The following is an 18,722-nucleotide window of genomic DNA, read 5'->3' as shown; positions in this document are numbered from 1 at the left end:
GTTTAACTTTTATCGCTAAAAAGCTGCAAGGTAAATTAAAGGCCAAGCCCTTTACGCATTTGTTTTACTGTGTCGGTTACGGTATCGAACGGCAAAACTGGGATGCGATATTTACCAGCAACTTTGGCAAATAGTTCTAATTTATCAATCACATCTTGCTGAAACTTTTTCTGTAATTCCGGCTTTTGTGAAGATACTTCGATTTGCATATCACCATCGCTAATGACCATTTGCTGCATAGTTGCTAGCTCGTGCTCAAGTGGGTCACTAACATGGCAAAAGATCATTTCGTTATGCTGAGTTATGGTTTTTATGTACTCATTACATTTATCATTCCAGCCGTAGCCGTCAGTAATAAACATTATTAATGCGTCATGACCAATAACTCGTTTTAATTGCTCAAGCATACCTTCAAGCGACAAGTGATGTTCTTTACCCACATCGCCACTTTTTAATAGCTGATTTTGACGAGTAACTTCAGATAAAAATTGAATTACTTGGTGCTTACTGCGTTTAGCAGGCATGGTTACTGACTTGTCATCATTAAAGATAATGCCACCGACTCTATCTGAACCTTCAAGTACCTTCCATGCAGCAAGAGCGGCAATTTCTGCAGCTATTACCGATTTCATTTTGCCTTTACTTCCAAAAAACATACTTTGGCGTTGATCAACAAGCAGAAATACATTGCGTTCACGTTCTTCAGTGTAAACTTTTACATGTGGCTTGCCTGTTCGTACCGTAACTTTCCAGTCCATGGTACGAATATCATCACCGATATGGTATTGACGCATTTCTTCAAAATTTAAGCCTCGGCCTCTAAGTTTCGACACATTTTTACCAGCTAAAATACTATTTATCGGCTGCTTAGGTGTAAACGAAAAGCCTTGTGCTTTAAATTGTAAGCGGCGCAAAGAATCTAAACTGGTATAGATGTTAGGATCATCTCGCGAAGCCTTGTTTTTAGCATTAGTCGCGTTCATGAGCGCCTCTTTAAGCAACAGCTACTTGTTTAAGAATTTCATCTATCACTTGATCAGATGACACGCCATCAGCAATGGCATCGTAGCTTAAAATTAAGCGATGTCTTAACACGCCATGAACAACCTGACGAACATCATCTGGGTCGACAAATTCTTTGCCATTTAACCACGCCATTGAGCGCGCCGATTTATCTAGTGCAATACTCGCTCGCGGGCTTGAACCTACACTTACCCATTTTGCAAGTGGTGAATCTGGGTAACGCTCTGGTTCACGGGTGGCGATAATAATAGATACCATGTAATCAAGAACTGCATCGCTACAGTGGATGTCTTGGATTTGTTTTCTGGCATCAAAAATACATTGCGGATCGATTGGCTCTATTTTTTCTTCACTAGGCTTTTCTTCACCACGAACTAATTTGATGATTTTTGCTTCGTCTTCATGGCTTGGGTAATCAAGATTTATTTTCATAATAAATCTATCCATTTGCGCTTCTGGTAATGGATAAGTACCTTCTTGCTCAACTGGGTTTTGCGTAGCAAGTACCATAAATAGCTCAGGTAGTTTGTAGGTTTTACCTGCTACAGTTATTTGTCTTTCTTCCATGGCCTCTAACAAAGCGGCTTGGACTTTTGCTGGAGAGCGGTTGATTTCATCCGCTAATAGTAAGTTGTTAAATACAGGACCTTTTTGGAAGGTTAATGTTGGCTTACCATCTACATCTTGATAGATCTCAGTACCCGTTACATCAGAAGGTAATAAATCAGGGGTAAACTGAACACGACCTAAATCAACACTAAGGGCTTCTGACAAGGCTTTAATTGAACGAGTTTTTGCTGTTCCCGGTAAACCTTCTAATAACACGTTACCATTAGTTAATAACGAAACTAGCAGTGTTTCCACCATATGCGTTTGCCCGATAACCGATTGTTGTAACTGCTTTTTTAATTGCAAAATGGTATTAAGTGTTGGGTTCATGGTAATTCCTTTGAATTTTTAACCTGTTGTATAATTTTAAAGTTAGTTTATTAAGAACGATTAATGATAGTTCAAATAAAAAATATGCTTTAATAAGTTGTTAATTAATATCATAAAAGCCACACATTTAAGGTATGGCTTTGAGCTATTAACTAGTTATTATTTAACTGGCTTAATAGTTTTTGATGGATCAATGTTTAAGTCTTTAACACGTGCACTTGGCGTGTAATGACGAACTAATACATTCCAAGAACCATCATGTCCTTTTGTTGGGATGTTGTTCGCTTTTCCTTCACAACCAAAATGAACAGTAAAAGAACCATCTTTATTTGGTACCGCAATATTTGAGTTAATTGTGGCTTTATCGTTGTACATAAACCCAGCTGAGTTATATACCGTCATTGACCAGAAACCACCAACGTTTTTAGGATCTGGGAATGTTGTTGCATGACATTTATTTGATTCAAAAAATGGTGAGTATTGATAAATGTTATCTTTATAACTTGCACCACCCCAACCATAAGCCACACCCATTAGGTGATACTCTGGTTTAGTGTAATCTGGCGTACCAAACATATAAGCAGAGTCAGCAATTTTTAATGCTTGCACTTCCTCTAAAAGCTCTTCTTTAATTACTTCAGTGCCAGCAGCTAACTCTTTTAAGTTAGGGTTAAACGGTACGTATTTGTCTGCACTGCCCAAGTTTAGTTTGATGGCTTTTTGATATTTGTTAATTTCTGCAATTTCATTTTTGTCATTAATATCTCTAAGGCCAAAACGCACGTTAACAAACATAAAATTAGTACTTGTTGGCACTTTATAGGTACCTGGACCATATATCATGTCGTAACTAATGTGATTCTCATCAACAAAGTGAATTGACATATAGCGGTCACCCACATCAGGAACAGTGATGGTGCCACCTTTTGATACATCCAGAACGGCTGTGCTGTATAGCGTGTCGCGATTCATGCGAACAATAGGCTGAGCTTCAGTTTCTGGTGGTACTAAATAGTGTTTAAATTTATTAACACCACCTGCTTTCATAATAGTAACTGCGTAATATTTACTAGTTTCAGCTTGGACAAAGTTGTCACGAGTAACGGTTAAGTCTTTCGCAAAAACAGACGATGATAATGTCGCGGCAACTGCTAATGAGGTTAGTAATACTTTTTTCATGTTCGCACCTTTAAATAATTCAAATAAAATATGTTTCAATTTAATACTTACGGCTAAATAACCTAAAAAGCTTACTCAGCAACTTGTTGATTAGAATATTAGTCCCAACCCCATATAACTACAAATAACGATTTTTGATATGTGCTATACTCCTACCGTATATCTAAATATTTGGTAAAGGAAAGTTAATGCGTTCAATCTCCCAAAACCTTGCTCGAATCGACTTAAACCTACTGGTTACTCTCTCAATATTACTTGAGGAAAATAACGTTAGTCGTACCGCCGAAAAACTTTTTGTTTCGCAACCAGCTGTAAGTCGAGCATTACAAAAGCTGCGTGATATTTTCCAAGACCCATTATTTATACGTGAGGCCAATGGATTAAGACCAACGGTTAGAGCTCAAGAGCTTAAACAACCTATCACCCTATTATTAAGTCAACTTAATGATTTAATCGATGGTGTTGATTTTAACCGTGAAACTTGTGACCAATCATTTTCTATCTCGGTACCAAGTTTAATGGGCCACTCATTACTTCTACCGGTTATAAATCTAGTCGCTCAGCAAGCACCTAATGTTGTTATCTTTCAGCAACCGTCTTCTGTAGAGCAATCAAAGCAATTAGCTAGTGGTAATCTAGATTTTGCCATTTATGTAAAGCCTATTACTGAAGAAAACTTTAGCTCCACATTCTTAGGTAATGCCTATCCAGCAATATTTGCTAGTAAAAATCACCCTTTACTGCGCAAAGAACCTAAACAAAACCAAATAACCCTTAACGATTGCCTACAATATAAATTTGTTGAACATAACTTAGATTCAAACTCTGATGCATCAATGCCTCACCCTGCTTTGAAATACATTGAAGATAATCAATTACAAAGAAAAGTCGCATTAAAAGGCAGCCAATTAGGCTTGTTATCTGAAGTCATGATTGCAAATGACTACTTACTAATTGGTGCCCATTATTTAATGGCTCAGCCTAAGTTTGCCAAAGAGTTTGAACGAGTATTTTTATTTGATGATGACAAATACGCGGTTGCTACATACCTAAATGATCACAGCATTACTCATCAAAGCAGTGCTCATCAATGGCTAAAACAATTACTTATAAAAAGTGTTTCTGCTGTCATTCAAAATAAAAATTAATTGCGTACTCTCTAATGTTGTTAAAACTATTATTTCGGGAATAATAAATACAGATTCAGGTTAAGCGACATTCCTTCAGGATCCATTGGGCCGGATTCAAGCCAGTATTTAAAGCCACCACCAAGTAGTACTGGTAGGTCTCCGGCCATAAAAAATTGTGATGCTGTAAGGGTTAGCGGTATAGACCATTGATCATCATTCCAATTGTAATTAGATTCTGATGTTATCTCCCACGTTAAGCCGCCATCTGTGGTGTAATCAAAAAAGGGTTGGATAAAGGTGTTGCTATAAGCCCCACCTACATGGCCTTCTATTGAATACATCTGCGTAGCTAAAAAACCATATTGATAATGGCCATCAACTTTTAATGCAATAAATGAAGCCCCTGCGCCATGCTCTTCAAAACCAAGATAATCATCCGTTGCGGTATCAAACTGTAAATAAGGGCCAAAACCTAAGGTCCAGCCACCAATCGTTTCATCGGGTGAAAAGAATAAACTTTCGCTAATATCACCAATACCACTTTGCGAGCCAGCTCCAGGAAAAATATCATCCTGCTGAATAAATGGCACAATAGTGCGGGTAATTAAGTTCCAGTTATCGCCTAAATCAAAAGGCACGATGGGTTGCACAAATACAGTAGAACGAGTGCCATCATCTGTTGGGCCAATATTTTCATTATATTCAAACTGAATAGGTACAGTGATGGTTGTGGTGAGTGGGTTTACAGCATTTTGTGCCATGTCTTTTGAAGAGCTGCCTTCACTTGCTTCTTGAGCAAAAGCTGCACCAGTAAATAATGAAGAACACAATGCTAAGGAAATAGCGTTTTTTTTATTAATATTGAACAAAATTTCAGGCCTCTTAAATAAATTCAGATCTAAATAAAGGGATACGTTTAAGCAACTCGCATTAGTTATTTAGCTCAAACAACGTCCTATCACATAAAAATATAGCTTAGGTTACATTTAAGCCCATGTATATTAACAATATAGCAACAAACAATAGATTTAATTAGGCATGATTCACTAATAGTTAATATGAATAAAAATAATGAATTAAATTAGCCTTACACTTTTTATCTTTGAATATTAGCCATGTAGATAAGTTAAGTTAGTGCATAAAGGCTTGCATTTGACGTAAAGCTGCTGGGATGCAGAAATGATTTTCGTTGCTATTGAGTAAGCAGCAAGAGCGGATAAAGTATTTTTCTTTCTAGCGATGATGGTTTGATTTACTGATGACTAAACTGCGCGCTAAATTTAAATGTGAAGTTGAGATGGTTGGTGCAGAACAACTAATGGCAAACTCATTATTAATCCTATGTGATAAGTTTACGCCGATAAATGACGAGTGATTTTTATAAGTTTGACTTTTAGATTAATTTTAACAATTAAATTGTACAGATGTAATATAATTGTTAAAATCCATTTCACAAGGAATTTAAACTCACAGGTATGTGTTATGTCTCATAAAACCTCTTTAAAAAAATATTTTTTAACCATTGTATGTTGTTTGTTTTTGGCCGCTTGTGGTGGTGGCGCTGGCTCTGATAAAACTCAAAAAACACCTGAAATTATCGATACAACTCCCGATAGTATTAACATAGATAAAATTGTTGACGCTGAGTTAAATAGCGATATTTATTCTGATGTTTTAACCGTAACAGGCATAAATACCGAGACAGATATTTCAGTTATCGGCGGACAGTATAGTATAAACAACCAAAGCTTTATCGACACACCAAGCACCGTCGAGAGCAACCAAACTATCACCCTAAAATTACGTTCCTCTGAGCAAGCTTTTACTGAAAAGAGCATGCAATTGGCTATTGGCGATAAAAGCTTTAGCTTTACCGTAACCACAAAACACAATACAACACCGAAAAACTTGGTATTGAATAATAAAGCAGATGTAGATCCCGAGCAATGGATAGAATCTGACCCAATCACTATTACCGGTATTACAAAGCCTATTAGTATCGCTATTGATGGGGGTGAGTATGCTATAGATTCAGGAAACTTCTCAGCAGAGTCAAGTACCATTAATAATGAACAGTTATTAACTGTTCGAGTTAAATCATCACCTTTTTCACTTACAAAAGCCCAAACCACCATTACACTAAATGACACCCTGACTTATAACTTTGCTGTTAGCACTAAAAATTCAGCCCAAGCTATTGTTGCAAATAAATCAGCATTTTCAGCTATTCGCAAAGACGGTAGTGTTGCAACATGGGGAGATCCAAGAAGTGGAGGTGATTCATCCAATGTGCAACAGTATTTACAAAATGTTTCCAAAATATATGCCCACCATGATGGTTCAGGCTTTGCGGCCCTACGTGAAGATAATAGTGTTGTTATTTGGGGATATAAGAATTTTACTGGACTAGAGTTACCAAAAGAACCTATCGCCAATGTTAAAGACGTTATTGTTAACCCGCTTGGTGTCACGTTACTCAAGCAAGATAACACTGCCATCACTTATAGTACAAACACCAGTTTCTATGGCGAGCCAGTATTAACCATTAATGAAATAAATCAGCAATTGGTAAATATTGAACACATTTATACCACCGATTTTGTGTTTGCTGCCCTGAAAAAAGATAAAACACTTTTAATCTGGGGAGAGCCCGCATTTTCGATTGAACCATTTGTAAATATCACCCAAGTAATAACCAGCAATGCTGGATTGATAATAACAGATGAGGATAATAATAGTCGCTTTTTAGGTTATAAAGACTCCCTTGATGATTATTCTGTTTTAGACGATCTTAAACAACCAATGAAGTTATTCAGAAAGGGGCTTTTATCACCTATAACGGTCATTAGCGAGACCGGTGAAGTAACAACCGCAGGGAGAGCTTCAGAGGGTGGGGATTCTAGCAGCGTACAAGATAAACTCCACGATATTGACTACATAGTTGATAGTGGCTCTGCCCTTACGGCTTTCACCAAACAAAAGACTGCTTTTTCTTGGGGGAGATTTTCTTATCAGAGTGAATACTTTAATGTAACCGATAAGCTCATTGACCTCAAAAAAGTTATTGGTGATAGTGGTATGTTTGCAGCCTTAACCCAAGATGGCAATGTAATAATGTGGGGAGAAATAGTGCCTATTCATCACCACAAGCTACTAGCGTTAATAACAGCCGCTGAAAAGCTGGCAAATATTAAAGATATTTTTGTAGAAAACGGGGTTTTCTGGGCGTTAGATAACAACAATCGAGCTTACAGTTGGGGATTGTTTTCTGAACTTAATAGCGATACTCAAGATAAAGAAATCGCAAGATTGGCTTTTTCTAATAACAATAATTTTGCGGCAATCACAACCAGTGGAGAATTTATTATTGGTGGTGCACAATCAAATTATATTCAAGACAATATTAGCCAACCTGTGAGTATGCAGCATATTAGTTCAAGTACAGTAATGTTAACCGACAAAGGTAAATTACATGCTATCAGAGGGCCATCTTTACCTAAAAAAATCAGAGAATTGAACAATGTTGTGAGTTTTGGCTATTACGATCACGCTATTTTAGCTGTTTTAGCTACTGGTAACGTTTATTACGAGAGGTTACCAGACAGTGATGAGCCAACTGAAGGCTTTTCCACCTTTGTCGCAAGCTTAACCGATGTTAAGAAAGTAGTATCGTCAACTTATGATGGTATTGTATTTATACATCAAGATGGCAGTGTTAGTCATTGGCTTAAACATACAATCAACAATTATTACCCTGAACATGAAATAGCTGCAATCAATAATGCTTTGCAAAAGGTTAATGATATATTCTATTTTGAGCAAGAGTTTTATGCCTTAACAGCTGACAATAAATTAGTTAAATTTGGCGGGCTTTATTCAGTACAAGTATACGAAGATATAGCTGAAGTTTACGGTCAAAGGCATGCGGGTGTTGTGGCACTTAATACCAATAAGCAGGTTCAAAGCATTAAAACAGCGACCATTCCCGCATCACTTTCAGAAAGAGATGACTTTGAAAGCGTTACCTATACGACACGCGGGTTTATTGCCACAACGCTTGAAGGCCAAAACTTTGCTTTTGGTAGCAGTCTTTATGACGACCAGTTTCAATATATAAACGACATACCAACTGCAGTTATAACTGCATTTACAATTCCAAGTTTCGATACTCTCATTCTAACCGATAATAAAGAATTATTTCAGGTAAACGAAAGCGGTCAAACATTAAAGCATACCGATATCAAGGAACTTATTTATTTGTGGCAGCACAGACACTATGCCTACTTAACTTCTAATAATGTATTAAGTGTATTGTGGTTAAACGACAATGGAGAAGAACAAGTTATTAAGCAAATTTCAAATGTCGCTAATGTTTGGGTACTTGAGTATTCAATACTGATTGAAAAAACAGATGGTGCTTTTATCAGTTGGGGCGATTTAGATACCATGCATGCAATCGATTTAAGCATTACACAACCTACAGGTAACTAGTAAAGATTAGCAATAAAACCCCGACTTAATGACGGGGTTTTGATTATCTAAACGTTAACATATTAATGTTTAGGAATGCCTTGATTAACGTAGACATCAAAGCGATTTTTTTTCATCTTAATGCTTGTTGATGGCTTTTTGCCATTTAAAGGTTCGGCATAGCTGGGGCGCTTAACTACCACTCGATACTTAGCTAATGCTAACGCTTTATCAAGTAAGTCATCGGCATCGGGGTCGCTACCGACTAAGGTTTGAAACACGCGCATTTCTTTTTTTACCGCAGCCGATTTTTCACGGTGTGGATACATAGGATCTAAATAAACAACATCAATATCACTAAGCTTTTCCATACCTTCAATCGATGATTCATTAATTAACGATAAACGCTGCTCGAGCCATCCCCCTAATTCAGCATCATTTTTACCGCGTTCAAGACCGTCATCAAGCAATGCGGCAACCGGTAATTGTCGCTCCATCATAGTCACTTTACAGCCAAGGCTTGCCAATAAAAAAGCATCACGACCAAGGCCTGCAGTAGCATCAAGTACATTGGGCTCAAAACCATGCTTTAAGCCTATTGCTTTAGCAATATCTTGTCCTCGACCACCACCAAATTTGCGGCGATGGGCTACTGCGCCACCAACAAAATCCACGACAATGGCACCTAGTTTAGGTTCATCGGTTTTATACAGTTGCAGTTGCTCATCGGTAGACAATAAATAGAACGCACTTTTAACTTTATTTAAATCTCGCAGCTCACCACCAAAAGGCAATCCCCACTTTTGTGCTACATTTTCAGCGCGCATTAAATTATTAAAGCTATCGGCAAAAACAATACAGTGGGCACTTTCTTTAGTAACAGCAACTGAATCTGATGACTTTGGCGAGTGAAAAGAAGAGCTATGTGATGACGGTGACTTTGACATTAATTGCTTTCAACTTGTTCTGCGTGTAAATAGTTATCGCCAATACTTAAGGCAATAAGGCGACTTATTTTCATTAAACTATAGCCGCTTTGTTGCTGCCAATCATTAAAACAGGCTTGAATTGTATTTAAACTCGACTTGGTGTTGATACCGCCACTGATCAAATCGTAGTTGCGGAAGTAACTTTCAACATCACGACCCAATAAGAAAGTATCTTTACCTAACGCGCGCAAAGCGTACGGGCCAGTATTACCACCTAAACGTTGACCGTGCTTTTTTAAAAATGCCCACAAGCCAATAATATCTTCGCTCGGCCAGTTAGCAATAAACTTGGCAAAGTCGCCTTGCTCAAGATTTACGTCATAAATCATATGGGCATTAGCTTTAATGGTTTTAACTTTATTAAAATTGCGAATAATTTTAGGATCTTGCGCTTTGGTCTCTAACATTTCATCGGACATCATTAATATTTTTTCAATATTAAAGTCAAAAAAATGTTCTTCAAAGCCCGGCCACTTATTTTCAACAACACGCCACACAAAGCCTGATTGGAAAACTTTCTTAGTAAATTCAGCTAAAAAACGATCATGGCCTAAAGCAGCTAACTCGGCAGTTGAATTGGTTAAAGTTTGATAAGGAGTAAGTAAAAGCTCAAGCTGTTCTTCGCCCCCTTTACGCTCTAATGCTCGCTGATATATCGCTGCTAACTTTTCCAAAACTCTACCTCATGATTTTTTGTAAAATCATTTTAAAGGTAAAGCGTTAGAATTTAAATAGAAAGAATGTATTAGCAGCCACGAAAACTAGACAGTGCAGTTAATTAGCTCCTCATCTGCTACTTGAATTTGCTGAGCAATATGATGCGCTAGATATTGAGCATCAACGCCAACGCCACCTAAGGTAGCAGAGCCGCGTGTATGCATCCAAGGTAACCCAATAAAATACATACCTTGGGTATCGCCAATACCCCGATAATTACTTGGATAACCATCATCAGTAAATTTAATATCTTCAAGGCCTTCACCACTTAACCAAGAAAAATCTGGTTTATATCCAGTTGCCCAAATAATATTTTTTATTGATGAAACTTTGGCGTCGCTAAATGTAAGCTCTGTACCATTAGCACTTAAAGTACGGCCTAATGCCTTAACATTATCGCGGGCAAGAAGGGCTTTAACGTTAGTACCAATAACTGGCTGCATACGTTTTTTAATTTGTTTGCCTAAATAGGAATAGCGCGATAATGACAAAATCCCTAACGATTTTAGCCACCACCATAAGGTTTTGCCAAACAAAGTTTGTGGTAATGATGCCGTACTAGTAACGCCAGAGCTATATGCTGCACAACCGCTATCAGCAACCTCTGCCAGTATTTGCACGCCCGAATCACCACCGCCAACAACTAATGTATCACCCTGATTAAGCTCGGCAGGGCTAACATAATCTCGGCTATGTACTTGTTTAATACTGCTACATATATCTTTAGCAAAGTTAGGAATAAATGGTGTGTGAAATGGGCCTGTAGCAACAACCAAGTTACGACATTGCAGCACATCTGTATTGGTATGTACTTGGTAAATATCAGCATTTTTATCAACCGATAAAACCTTAGTATTTAATTGCACGGGTAAATCAAAAGTCTTTACATAGCGCTTTAAGTAATCGGCTACATCATGCTTATTGGGGTATTCACGGTCCCCTTCAAATTTCATTCCAGGTAGCGCGTTATATTTTTTAGGCGTGAACAATGTTAAAGAGTCCCAGCGAGAAAGCCAAGCACGACCAATTTCATCAGCGCTATCAACAATAATAAAGTTGAAACCTAACTGTTTTAAGTGATACCCCATGGCTAAGCCTGCTTGGCTACCACCGACAACAATAAAATCGTACATTCATTACTCACGCAAAAAATTTGCGCAATCATAACAAACAAGTAAGAAAATACAGAGTTTGTAGATGATTTAGTAGCAAAAGGCTTGGAACAATAGATTTACACCTTACCATTGCTAGACATAATAAAAAGCCCTGAATTAATGCTAATTCAGGGCTCTTGAAAACACTTATGTTTTACTTAGATTATGCACCGATACCACAGTGTCGCAGTAAGGCATCAACTTTTGGCTCGCGCCCGCGGAATGCTTTAAATAGCTCCATTGGCTCAGCTGAACCACCTTTTTCAAGTACACATTCTAAGAATGCTTTACCCGTATCACGGTTGAATATACCTTCTTCTTCAAAGCGAGAAAATGCATCTGCAGATAACACTTCCGCCCATTTATATGAGTAATAACCTGCCGCATAACCGCCAGCAAAAATATGACCAAAGCTGTGCTGGAAGCGATTAAATTCAGGCGCTTTAACTACCGCGTATTGAGCACGAACCTCATCTAAAATAGCTTGTACTTGGTCGCCTTTGCTTGCGTCATAGTTAGCATGGATTTTAAAGTCAAAAATACTAAATTCTAACTGACGTAGCATTTGCATAGCTGACTGGAAGTTTTTCGCTGCCAACATTTTATCAAGCATAGCTTGTGGCAATGCTTCACCCGTTTCAAAGTGAGAAGATAAGAATGCTAACGCTTCTGGCTCCCAACACCAGTTCTCTAAAAACTGACTTGGTAATTCTACTGCATCCCAAGGAACGCCATTAATACCAGCAACCGAAGCTTCATTAACTTGCGTAAGCATATGGTGTAAGCCATGACCAAATTCATGGAATAAAGTAACGACTTCGTCATGAGTAAATAATGCCGGTTTATCACCAACTGGCTTAGTAAAGTTACAAGTTAAGAATGCAACGGGAAGTTGTACGGTGTTGTCAGTAAGTGCGCGACGACCTACACAGTCGGCCATCCAAGCTCCGCCACGTTTTTTCTCACGTGCATATAAATCTAAATAAAAGCTACCACGTAAATTGCCATCAACGTCGAATACATCAAAGAAGCTTACGTCTTTATGCCAAACATCAACGCCAGCACGCGGTTTAATTTCTAAGCCATATAAGCGATGTACAACTTCAAATAAGCCAGCAATCACTTTATCTTCTGGGAAATAAGGGCGCAAGTCTTCATCTGAAATAGAGTACTTTTCTTGTTTTAACTTTTCGCTGTAATAGGCTAAGTCCCAAGGATTAAGTTGCTCTACTCCATAAGCTTGTTTAGCAAACTCTTGCAGTTGCGCTAAATCTTCACCACCTTGTGCTTTTGATTTTTGCGCTAAATCTTCTAAAAAGCTTAAGACTTGCGAAGTGTTTTCAGCCATTTTTGTTGCTAAAGACTCTTCTGCGTAGTTAGCAAAGCCTAATAAATTAGCCACTTCATGGCGTAATTTTAATGTTTCACTAATAAATTCTGAGTTATCAAATTCACCTGCATTTGGTCCTTGATCAGATGCTCGGGTAACATAAGCCACGTACATTTTTTCACGCAAGTCGGCATTATCCCCATACATCATAATAGGTAAGTAGCTTGGAATATCTAAAGTAAATAACCAACCTTCTTTGTCTTGTGACTCGGCTAATTGCTTAGCGCCAGCTAGAGCACTTTCAGGTAAGCCAGATAATTCACTTTCATCGGTAATATTAACGGTGAAAGCACCTGTAGCATCAAGCAAGTTATTGCTAAATTTAGAGGCTAACTCTGACAGCGCTGTTTGGATTTCGCCGTAACGTTTTTGTTCATCTTCCGGCAATGCAATACCAGAAAGTTTAAAGTCGCGTAGTGCATTTTTGATAACTTTTTGCTGCGCTGAATTTAAATCTAAATAGGCTGGACTGTCGGCTAATTGTTGGTAAGCATTAAACAAGCCTTGATGCTGGCCAACCCAAGTACCGTATTCAGAAAGCATAGCTAAACATGAATCGTACGCATCTCGTAACTCATCAGTATTTACCACAGAATTCATGTGCGACACTGGTGACCACATACGCTCAAGCTGGTCATCAACTTCATCTAAATGAGCAACTAAATTATCCCATGTATAAGGTACATCTAAGGCAACAACTGCTTCGATGGCTTTTTTACCATCGCTAATTGCTTGTTCTACCGCAGGTTTAATATGCTCAGGTTTAATTTTTGAAAATTCAGGAAGGTCTGTTTTCGTTAATAACGGATTGCTCATAGGAATTCTTTTGTTGTAAATGATGATATAGAAATAAGACCTTTGCAGGTATTTATCAAGGGCCAATAAAAATTAAAGGCATTAGGATAAAATCCTAATGCCTTTAATTACTTTGCAGATTTAACTACTAAGCTTATTTAGCAGCAGATGACTTAACCACTTTATCCATAATAACAGCACATACAGCATCGCCGGTGATATTTAACGAGGTGCGGATCATGTCGAAAATTCTATCTAAGGCAAATAATAATGGTAAGCCTTCAATTGGAATACCTGCAGCTAATAATACTGCAACCACCAAAAACGATGGACCAGGAACACCGGCTTGGCCAATAGCACCAATAGTTGAAGTGAAAATAATTGCTACATAAGCGGCAAAGCTTAATTCAACACCAAACATTTGCGCAAAGAAAATAGCCACTAAGCCGTAATAAATCGCATTACCACTCATGTTTATTGTTGCCCCTAACGGCAATACAAATGAAGCAACAGAATTGGATACGTTCATTTCTTTTTCACATACTTCCAAAGTTACCGGTAAAGTAGCCATTGAAGATGCTGTTGATAATGCTACTGCTTGTGGTTTCTTCATTTTAGACATGAACTCACGCGCAGGTACGTCTGAGAATAATTTAACTAATAGTGGGTAAACGACAAAACCAAAAATGATAATCGCGATAACAAACACCACAACCAGTTTCAAGATAATAGCTAAAACTTCAAAACCAAAGGTGCCAACAGCGTCAGCCATTAAACCAAACACACCAATAGGTGCAATGATCATCACTTTGTTAATCATCCAAACGAAAGCATCGATAATGGTATTAACACCAATTAAGAAATGCTTAGAACCTTCGTTACCTACTTTAGCAATAGCGATACCAAAGAACATACAAAACACTATGATTTGTAATATGTTGCTGCCATTTAAAGATACAAAGATATTGCTCGGGATCATGCTAATAATAGTATCGAAGAAGCCAGGAACTTCGCCTTTATCGGCATAAGTATTGGCAAACATACTTGATACCCCTGAAGTGTCAACGCCGACTCCAGGTTCAAATACCACACCTAACACAATAGCTAGAAAAACCGCTAAAGCCGAGGTTGCCATAAAGAATAGTAAGGTACCAAAACCAACTTTACCTGCTTGCGGGCTAGCACCTAAATTTGCAGCACCAGAAATAATTGATACCGCCACCAAAGGAATCACTAACATGGTAATTAGCTGTATAAATATGGTTCCTAGTGGTTTAAACATAGAACCACTTTCGCCCATAAATGCACCAACTGCTGCACCAATGACCATGGCAATAACCACTTGTAATCCAATGTTGTGCATAAGGCCTTGCTTTGCTTGTGTCATAATTTGCTCGATTGGGTTAATTAAAATTAATATAAAGATTTCATCGATAGTAGCACTGTGCATAAATCGACTTGTTTGATACTAATCATATTTTTTCATGGTAAGTGTTTCATTATGTAACCCCATAAAATAATTTGGAATTATTTTGCTATAGTTTAGGTCATTGATTAAATGAAGCTGATTAGAATTAATAATAGCCCATTTAAATAAATTATCTTTGCCCTTGAGTTTTGGGTAACTAAGCATCAAATAGTAAAGATAATATTGATATACAAATTTCACTAATTAACTTAGTGCTAGACCTTTTCGGAGAAATACATGACTCAACATTTTGACTATATTGCACTAGGTGCAGGTAGTGGCGGAATTGCTTCAATCAACAGAGCAGCAATGCATGGAAAAAAATGTGCAATTATTGAAGCGAAAGCTTTAGGTGGCACTTGTGTAAATGTGGGTTGTGTACCGAAAAAGGTAATGTGGTATGCCGGACAAATTGCTGATGCCGTTCATTACTCAGACGATTACGGTTTTGATTTAACTGCCGGAAAGTTAGACTGGGCCAAGTTAGTTGAAAGTCGCGAAGCTTATATCTCACGTATCCATGCTTCATACGATAGTGGCTTAGCAAAAAACAACGTTACGGTTATCAATGGCTTTGGTAAATTTGTCGGCAAAAATGCAATCGAAGTTAATGGTGAAGTTTACACTGCCGACCATATCTTAATCGCTACTGGCGGCCGACCAACTGTGCCAACTATTCCGGGTGCTGAGCATGGTATAACATCTGACGGATTTTTTGCCTTAACAGAACAACCAAAACGTGTTGCTGTTGTTGGTGCAGGTTATATTGCCGTTGAAATTGCCGGAGTATTAAATGCACTTGGCAGTGACACAACACTACTAGTTCGTAAGCATAAGCCACTGCGCGAGTTTGACGATATGATGTCCGATACTTTAGTAGAAATTATGGCTGCGGAAGGGCCAACATTAAAAACACAATGCACACCAAAAGAAGTAATTAAAAATGCTGATGGCAGCTTAACGCTTGAATTAGAAAGTGGTGAAGCGATCACCGTTGATACATTGATTTGGGCTATTGGCCGTGAGCCAGCAACAGATAACATTAATCTTGAAGCTGCTGGTTTAACCACAAACGCACGTGGCTTTATTGAAACTGATAAATTCCAAAATACTAGTGTGGCTAACATCTATGCCGTTGGTGATAACACTGGCCGAGCACAATTAACTCCTGTTGCTGTTGCAGCTGGACGTCGATTATCAGAGCGTTTATTTAACGGTCAAACTGACTTGCACTTAGACTACAACCTGATCCCTACCGTTGTATTCTCGCACCCTACTATTGGCACAATTGGTTTAACTGAAAAGCAAGCCGTTGAACAATATGGTGATGAAGACATTAAGGTTTATACATCGCAATTTACCTCAATGTATACAGCTGTTACGCAACACCGCCAACCGTGTCGTATGAAACTTATTTGCCAAGGTAGCAATGAAAAAATCGTTGGTATGCACTGTATTGGTTTAGGTAGTGACGAAATGCTACAAGGTTTTGCTGTAGCGGTTAAAATGGGTGCCACTAAAGCAGACTTTGATAATACTATCGCTATCCATCCTACGGCTGCTGAAGAGTTCGTTACTATGCGTTAGGCACTAGTTATTACAGCATGTTAAGAGCCCAGTTTATCTGGGCTTTTTTATATTTGTTATTCTACATAACAAATCCACAGCGTCACTGGAGGAGGTCCCTGATATCGCTAGTGCTCGACAACTGCTCCTGCGTTATTCTACCTATGTGCATACATGCACAAGTCCTCAAGGATGACGTGGTGTAAATTAACTATATTGTCTGATACCCAACTACATTTAGAAAAAACGCCGTCATCCTGTACGAGTTTAAGCGAGATACGGGACCTCCTTCAGCGTATAGTGCATATATTATCTTACGGTGTTCTTTTTCTATTATTGTATAGCTGCTATTCCTTGCGTTACTTTCCTATTTTAAGTACTTACTTTAGTTAGATATTTTTCTTGGTATGTATGTAAATCTTGTTTCACTAATGGCGCTAACATATATAAACCGACGATATTGGCTATAGCCATTGAAAAGAACATCGAATCTGAAATAGCTATCACAGCATCTAAGCTAGTAGAAGCACCAAGAATTGTGAACATACAAAATACAAATTTATAAGCCAAATCTAAACTTTTACTATTACCCACTAAAAAGCTCCAAGCGATAGAACCATAATAGGCCCAAGAGATCATAGTTGAAATAGCAAAAAGCAGTACAGCAATACTCAAAAGGTACGGAAACCACCAAATAACACTAGCAAATGCTTTTGATGTTAACGCGACACCATCAATACCTTCAACACCTTGATAAGCGCCAGTTATAACAATGACTAACGCTGTTATGGTACAAATTACCACTGTATCAATAAATGGTTCTAGCAAGGCGACATAGCCTTCTCGTATTGGTTCTTTAGTGGATGCCGTTGCATGAGCAATTGATGCCGCACCAACGCCAGCCTCACTAGAAAAGGTAGAGCGTTTAAAGCCTTGGATCATTACGCCAATCATTCCCCCAACAACACCTTCGGCAAAAAAAGCTCCTTTTATAATTAAGGCAAAAGCAGGAATAATTGCATCATAATTTACGGCTAATACAAACAATGCAGCAAGTAGGTATATGCCAGCCATTAGTGGTACAACTTTGGCAGTGACTTTAGCAATTGATTTAATTCCACCGATAATTACCACTGCAATAACAACAGCTAAAATAGAACCAAATAACCAGCCTTTATCAGCCCAAAAGCTGGAACTGCCGCCCATAGCAATTACAAACTGTTGATAAGCTTGATTAGATTGCAGCATATTACTGCCGCATAAAGAGGCTACAACACAACAAATAGCAAAAAAAACGGCCAGTATTTTGCCAAGTTTTTGATGACCGAGTTCAGCTAAACCATCTTTTAAATAATACATAGGTCCACCAAGCACTTTACCTTGCTTAGTGATATGGCGGTATTTTACCCCAAGGGTACATTCTAAAAATTTAGTAGACATCCCCATAAAACCAGCAACCATCATCCAGAATGTTGCCCCTGGACCACCAATAGAAACCGCGATAGCAACTCCGGCAATATTACCTAAGCCTACAGTACCCGATAATGCTGTTGTTAAAGCTTGAAAATGACTGACTTCTCCGGGATCGCTTGGATTGGAATAATCACCCTTTATGACTTTACAAGAATGTTTGAAGCCTTTGATGTTGATAAAACCAAAGTAAGCTGTGAATGCAAGTGCTGCTAAAATAAGCCACACCACTATTATAGGGATATCTACCGAAAAAACATTGAATGAATAAAAGATAATACTGGTAAATAATTCGCCCACGGGAGCGAGCCAAGCATTAATTTGCTGATCAATACTTGTTGCATACGCATTAAAGCTTAAAATATTTAATATAAAGGCAAAGCTCATAGTCCATTTCATTTGCACATTCTTGTTATTGTCTTAGATAATTTA

The 18,722-nt window shown here is 38.1% G+C and carries 13 protein-coding genes; 3 read left to right on the top strand and 10 right to left on the bottom strand.

From position 1 onward, the window contains the following. Positions 1-35 precede the first annotated feature (35 nt). From FNN08_RS10040 to FNN08_RS10030, 3 genes are all read right to left on the bottom strand, one after another. A complete protein-coding gene (locus tag FNN08_RS10040; protein WP_143585354.1) occupies positions 36-983 on the bottom strand; it encodes a DUF58 domain-containing protein in 948 nt (315 codons plus the stop codon). Between the two features lie 10 nt (positions 984-993). After that, the gene (locus FNN08_RS10035) at positions 994-1,962 is read right to left on the bottom strand and encodes an AAA family ATPase (RefSeq protein WP_143585352.1); all 969 of its coding nucleotides are present in this window, start codon (positions 1,960-1,962) and stop codon (positions 994-996) included. 159 nt (positions 1,963-2,121) lie between these two features. Then, positions 2,122-3,141, bottom strand: a complete 1,020-nt coding sequence (locus FNN08_RS10030) for a DUF1254 domain-containing protein (RefSeq protein ID WP_143585350.1) — start codon at positions 3,139-3,141, stop codon at positions 2,122-2,124. 188 nt (positions 3,142-3,329) lie between these two features. Here FNN08_RS10030 and FNN08_RS10025 point away from each other — a divergent pair, with 188 nt between their 5' ends. Next, positions 3,330-4,289 (top strand): LysR family transcriptional regulator, encoded by a 960-nt coding sequence (locus FNN08_RS10025; RefSeq protein ID WP_143585348.1) that lies wholly within the window; start codon positions 3,330-3,332, stop codon positions 4,287-4,289. A gap of 29 nt (positions 4,290-4,318) precedes the next feature. On the opposite strand, the gene FNN08_RS10020 is transcribed toward FNN08_RS10025, so the two are convergent. Next, positions 4,319-5,140 (bottom strand): transporter, encoded by an 822-nt coding sequence (locus tag FNN08_RS10020; RefSeq protein ID WP_143585346.1) that lies wholly within the window; start codon positions 5,138-5,140, stop codon positions 4,319-4,321. 613 nt (positions 5,141-5,753) lie between these two features. On the opposite strand from FNN08_RS10020, the gene FNN08_RS10015 reads away from it, so the two are divergent. After that, on the top strand, positions 5,754-8,762 hold the full coding sequence (locus tag FNN08_RS10015; RefSeq protein ID WP_143585344.1) for a hypothetical protein: 3,009 nt from the start codon (positions 5,754-5,756) through the stop codon (positions 8,760-8,762). Positions 8,763-8,824: 62 nt separating this feature from the next. Here FNN08_RS10015 and FNN08_RS10010 read toward each other — a convergent pair whose 3' ends face one another. From FNN08_RS10010 to FNN08_RS09990, 5 genes are all read right to left on the bottom strand, one after another. Further along, entirely contained in the window at positions 8,825-9,568 is a 744-nt protein-coding gene (locus FNN08_RS10010) for a class I SAM-dependent methyltransferase (RefSeq protein WP_143585971.1), read from the bottom strand. A gap of 119 nt (positions 9,569-9,687) precedes the next feature. Next, positions 9,688-10,404, bottom strand: a complete 717-nt coding sequence (locus FNN08_RS10005) for a DNA-3-methyladenine glycosylase I (protein ID WP_143585342.1) — start codon at positions 10,402-10,404, stop codon at positions 9,688-9,690. A gap of 87 nt (positions 10,405-10,491) precedes the next feature. Continuing rightward, entirely contained in the window at positions 10,492-11,580 is a 1,089-nt protein-coding gene (locus FNN08_RS10000) for a flavin-containing monooxygenase (protein ID WP_143585340.1), read from the bottom strand. A 184-nt stretch (positions 11,581-11,764) separates the two neighbouring features. After that, a complete protein-coding gene (gene prlC, locus FNN08_RS09995; RefSeq protein ID WP_143585338.1) occupies positions 11,765-13,807 on the bottom strand; it encodes an oligopeptidase A in 2,043 nt (680 codons plus the stop codon). A gap of 133 nt (positions 13,808-13,940) precedes the next feature. After that, on the bottom strand, positions 13,941-15,173 hold the full coding sequence (locus tag FNN08_RS09990) for a dicarboxylate/amino acid:cation symporter (RefSeq protein WP_143585969.1): 1,233 nt from the start codon (positions 15,171-15,173) through the stop codon (positions 13,941-13,943). Positions 15,174-15,491: 318 nt separating this feature from the next. Here FNN08_RS09990 and gorA point away from each other — a divergent pair, with 318 nt between their 5' ends. After that, positions 15,492-16,841, top strand: a complete 1,350-nt coding sequence (gene gorA, locus FNN08_RS09985) for a glutathione-disulfide reductase (RefSeq protein ID WP_143585336.1) — start codon at positions 15,492-15,494, stop codon at positions 16,839-16,841. A 351-nt stretch (positions 16,842-17,192) separates the two neighbouring features. Here the strand turns inward: gorA and FNN08_RS09980 are convergent, their stop codons facing one another. After that, positions 17,193-18,689 (bottom strand): alanine/glycine:cation symporter family protein, encoded by a 1,497-nt coding sequence (locus FNN08_RS09980; protein WP_143585335.1) that lies wholly within the window; start codon positions 18,687-18,689, stop codon positions 17,193-17,195. Positions 18,690-18,722: the final 33 nt, after the last annotated feature.

The sequence above is a fragment of the Thalassomonas sp. M1454 genome, assembly GCF_007097525.1.
In the GTDB taxonomy this organism is placed as follows: Bacteria; Pseudomonadota; Gammaproteobacteria; order Enterobacterales; family Alteromonadaceae; genus Thalassotalea_A.
Note: the sequence above shows the minus strand (reverse complement) of the source record. Positions and strands in the feature narration are given on the sequence as shown.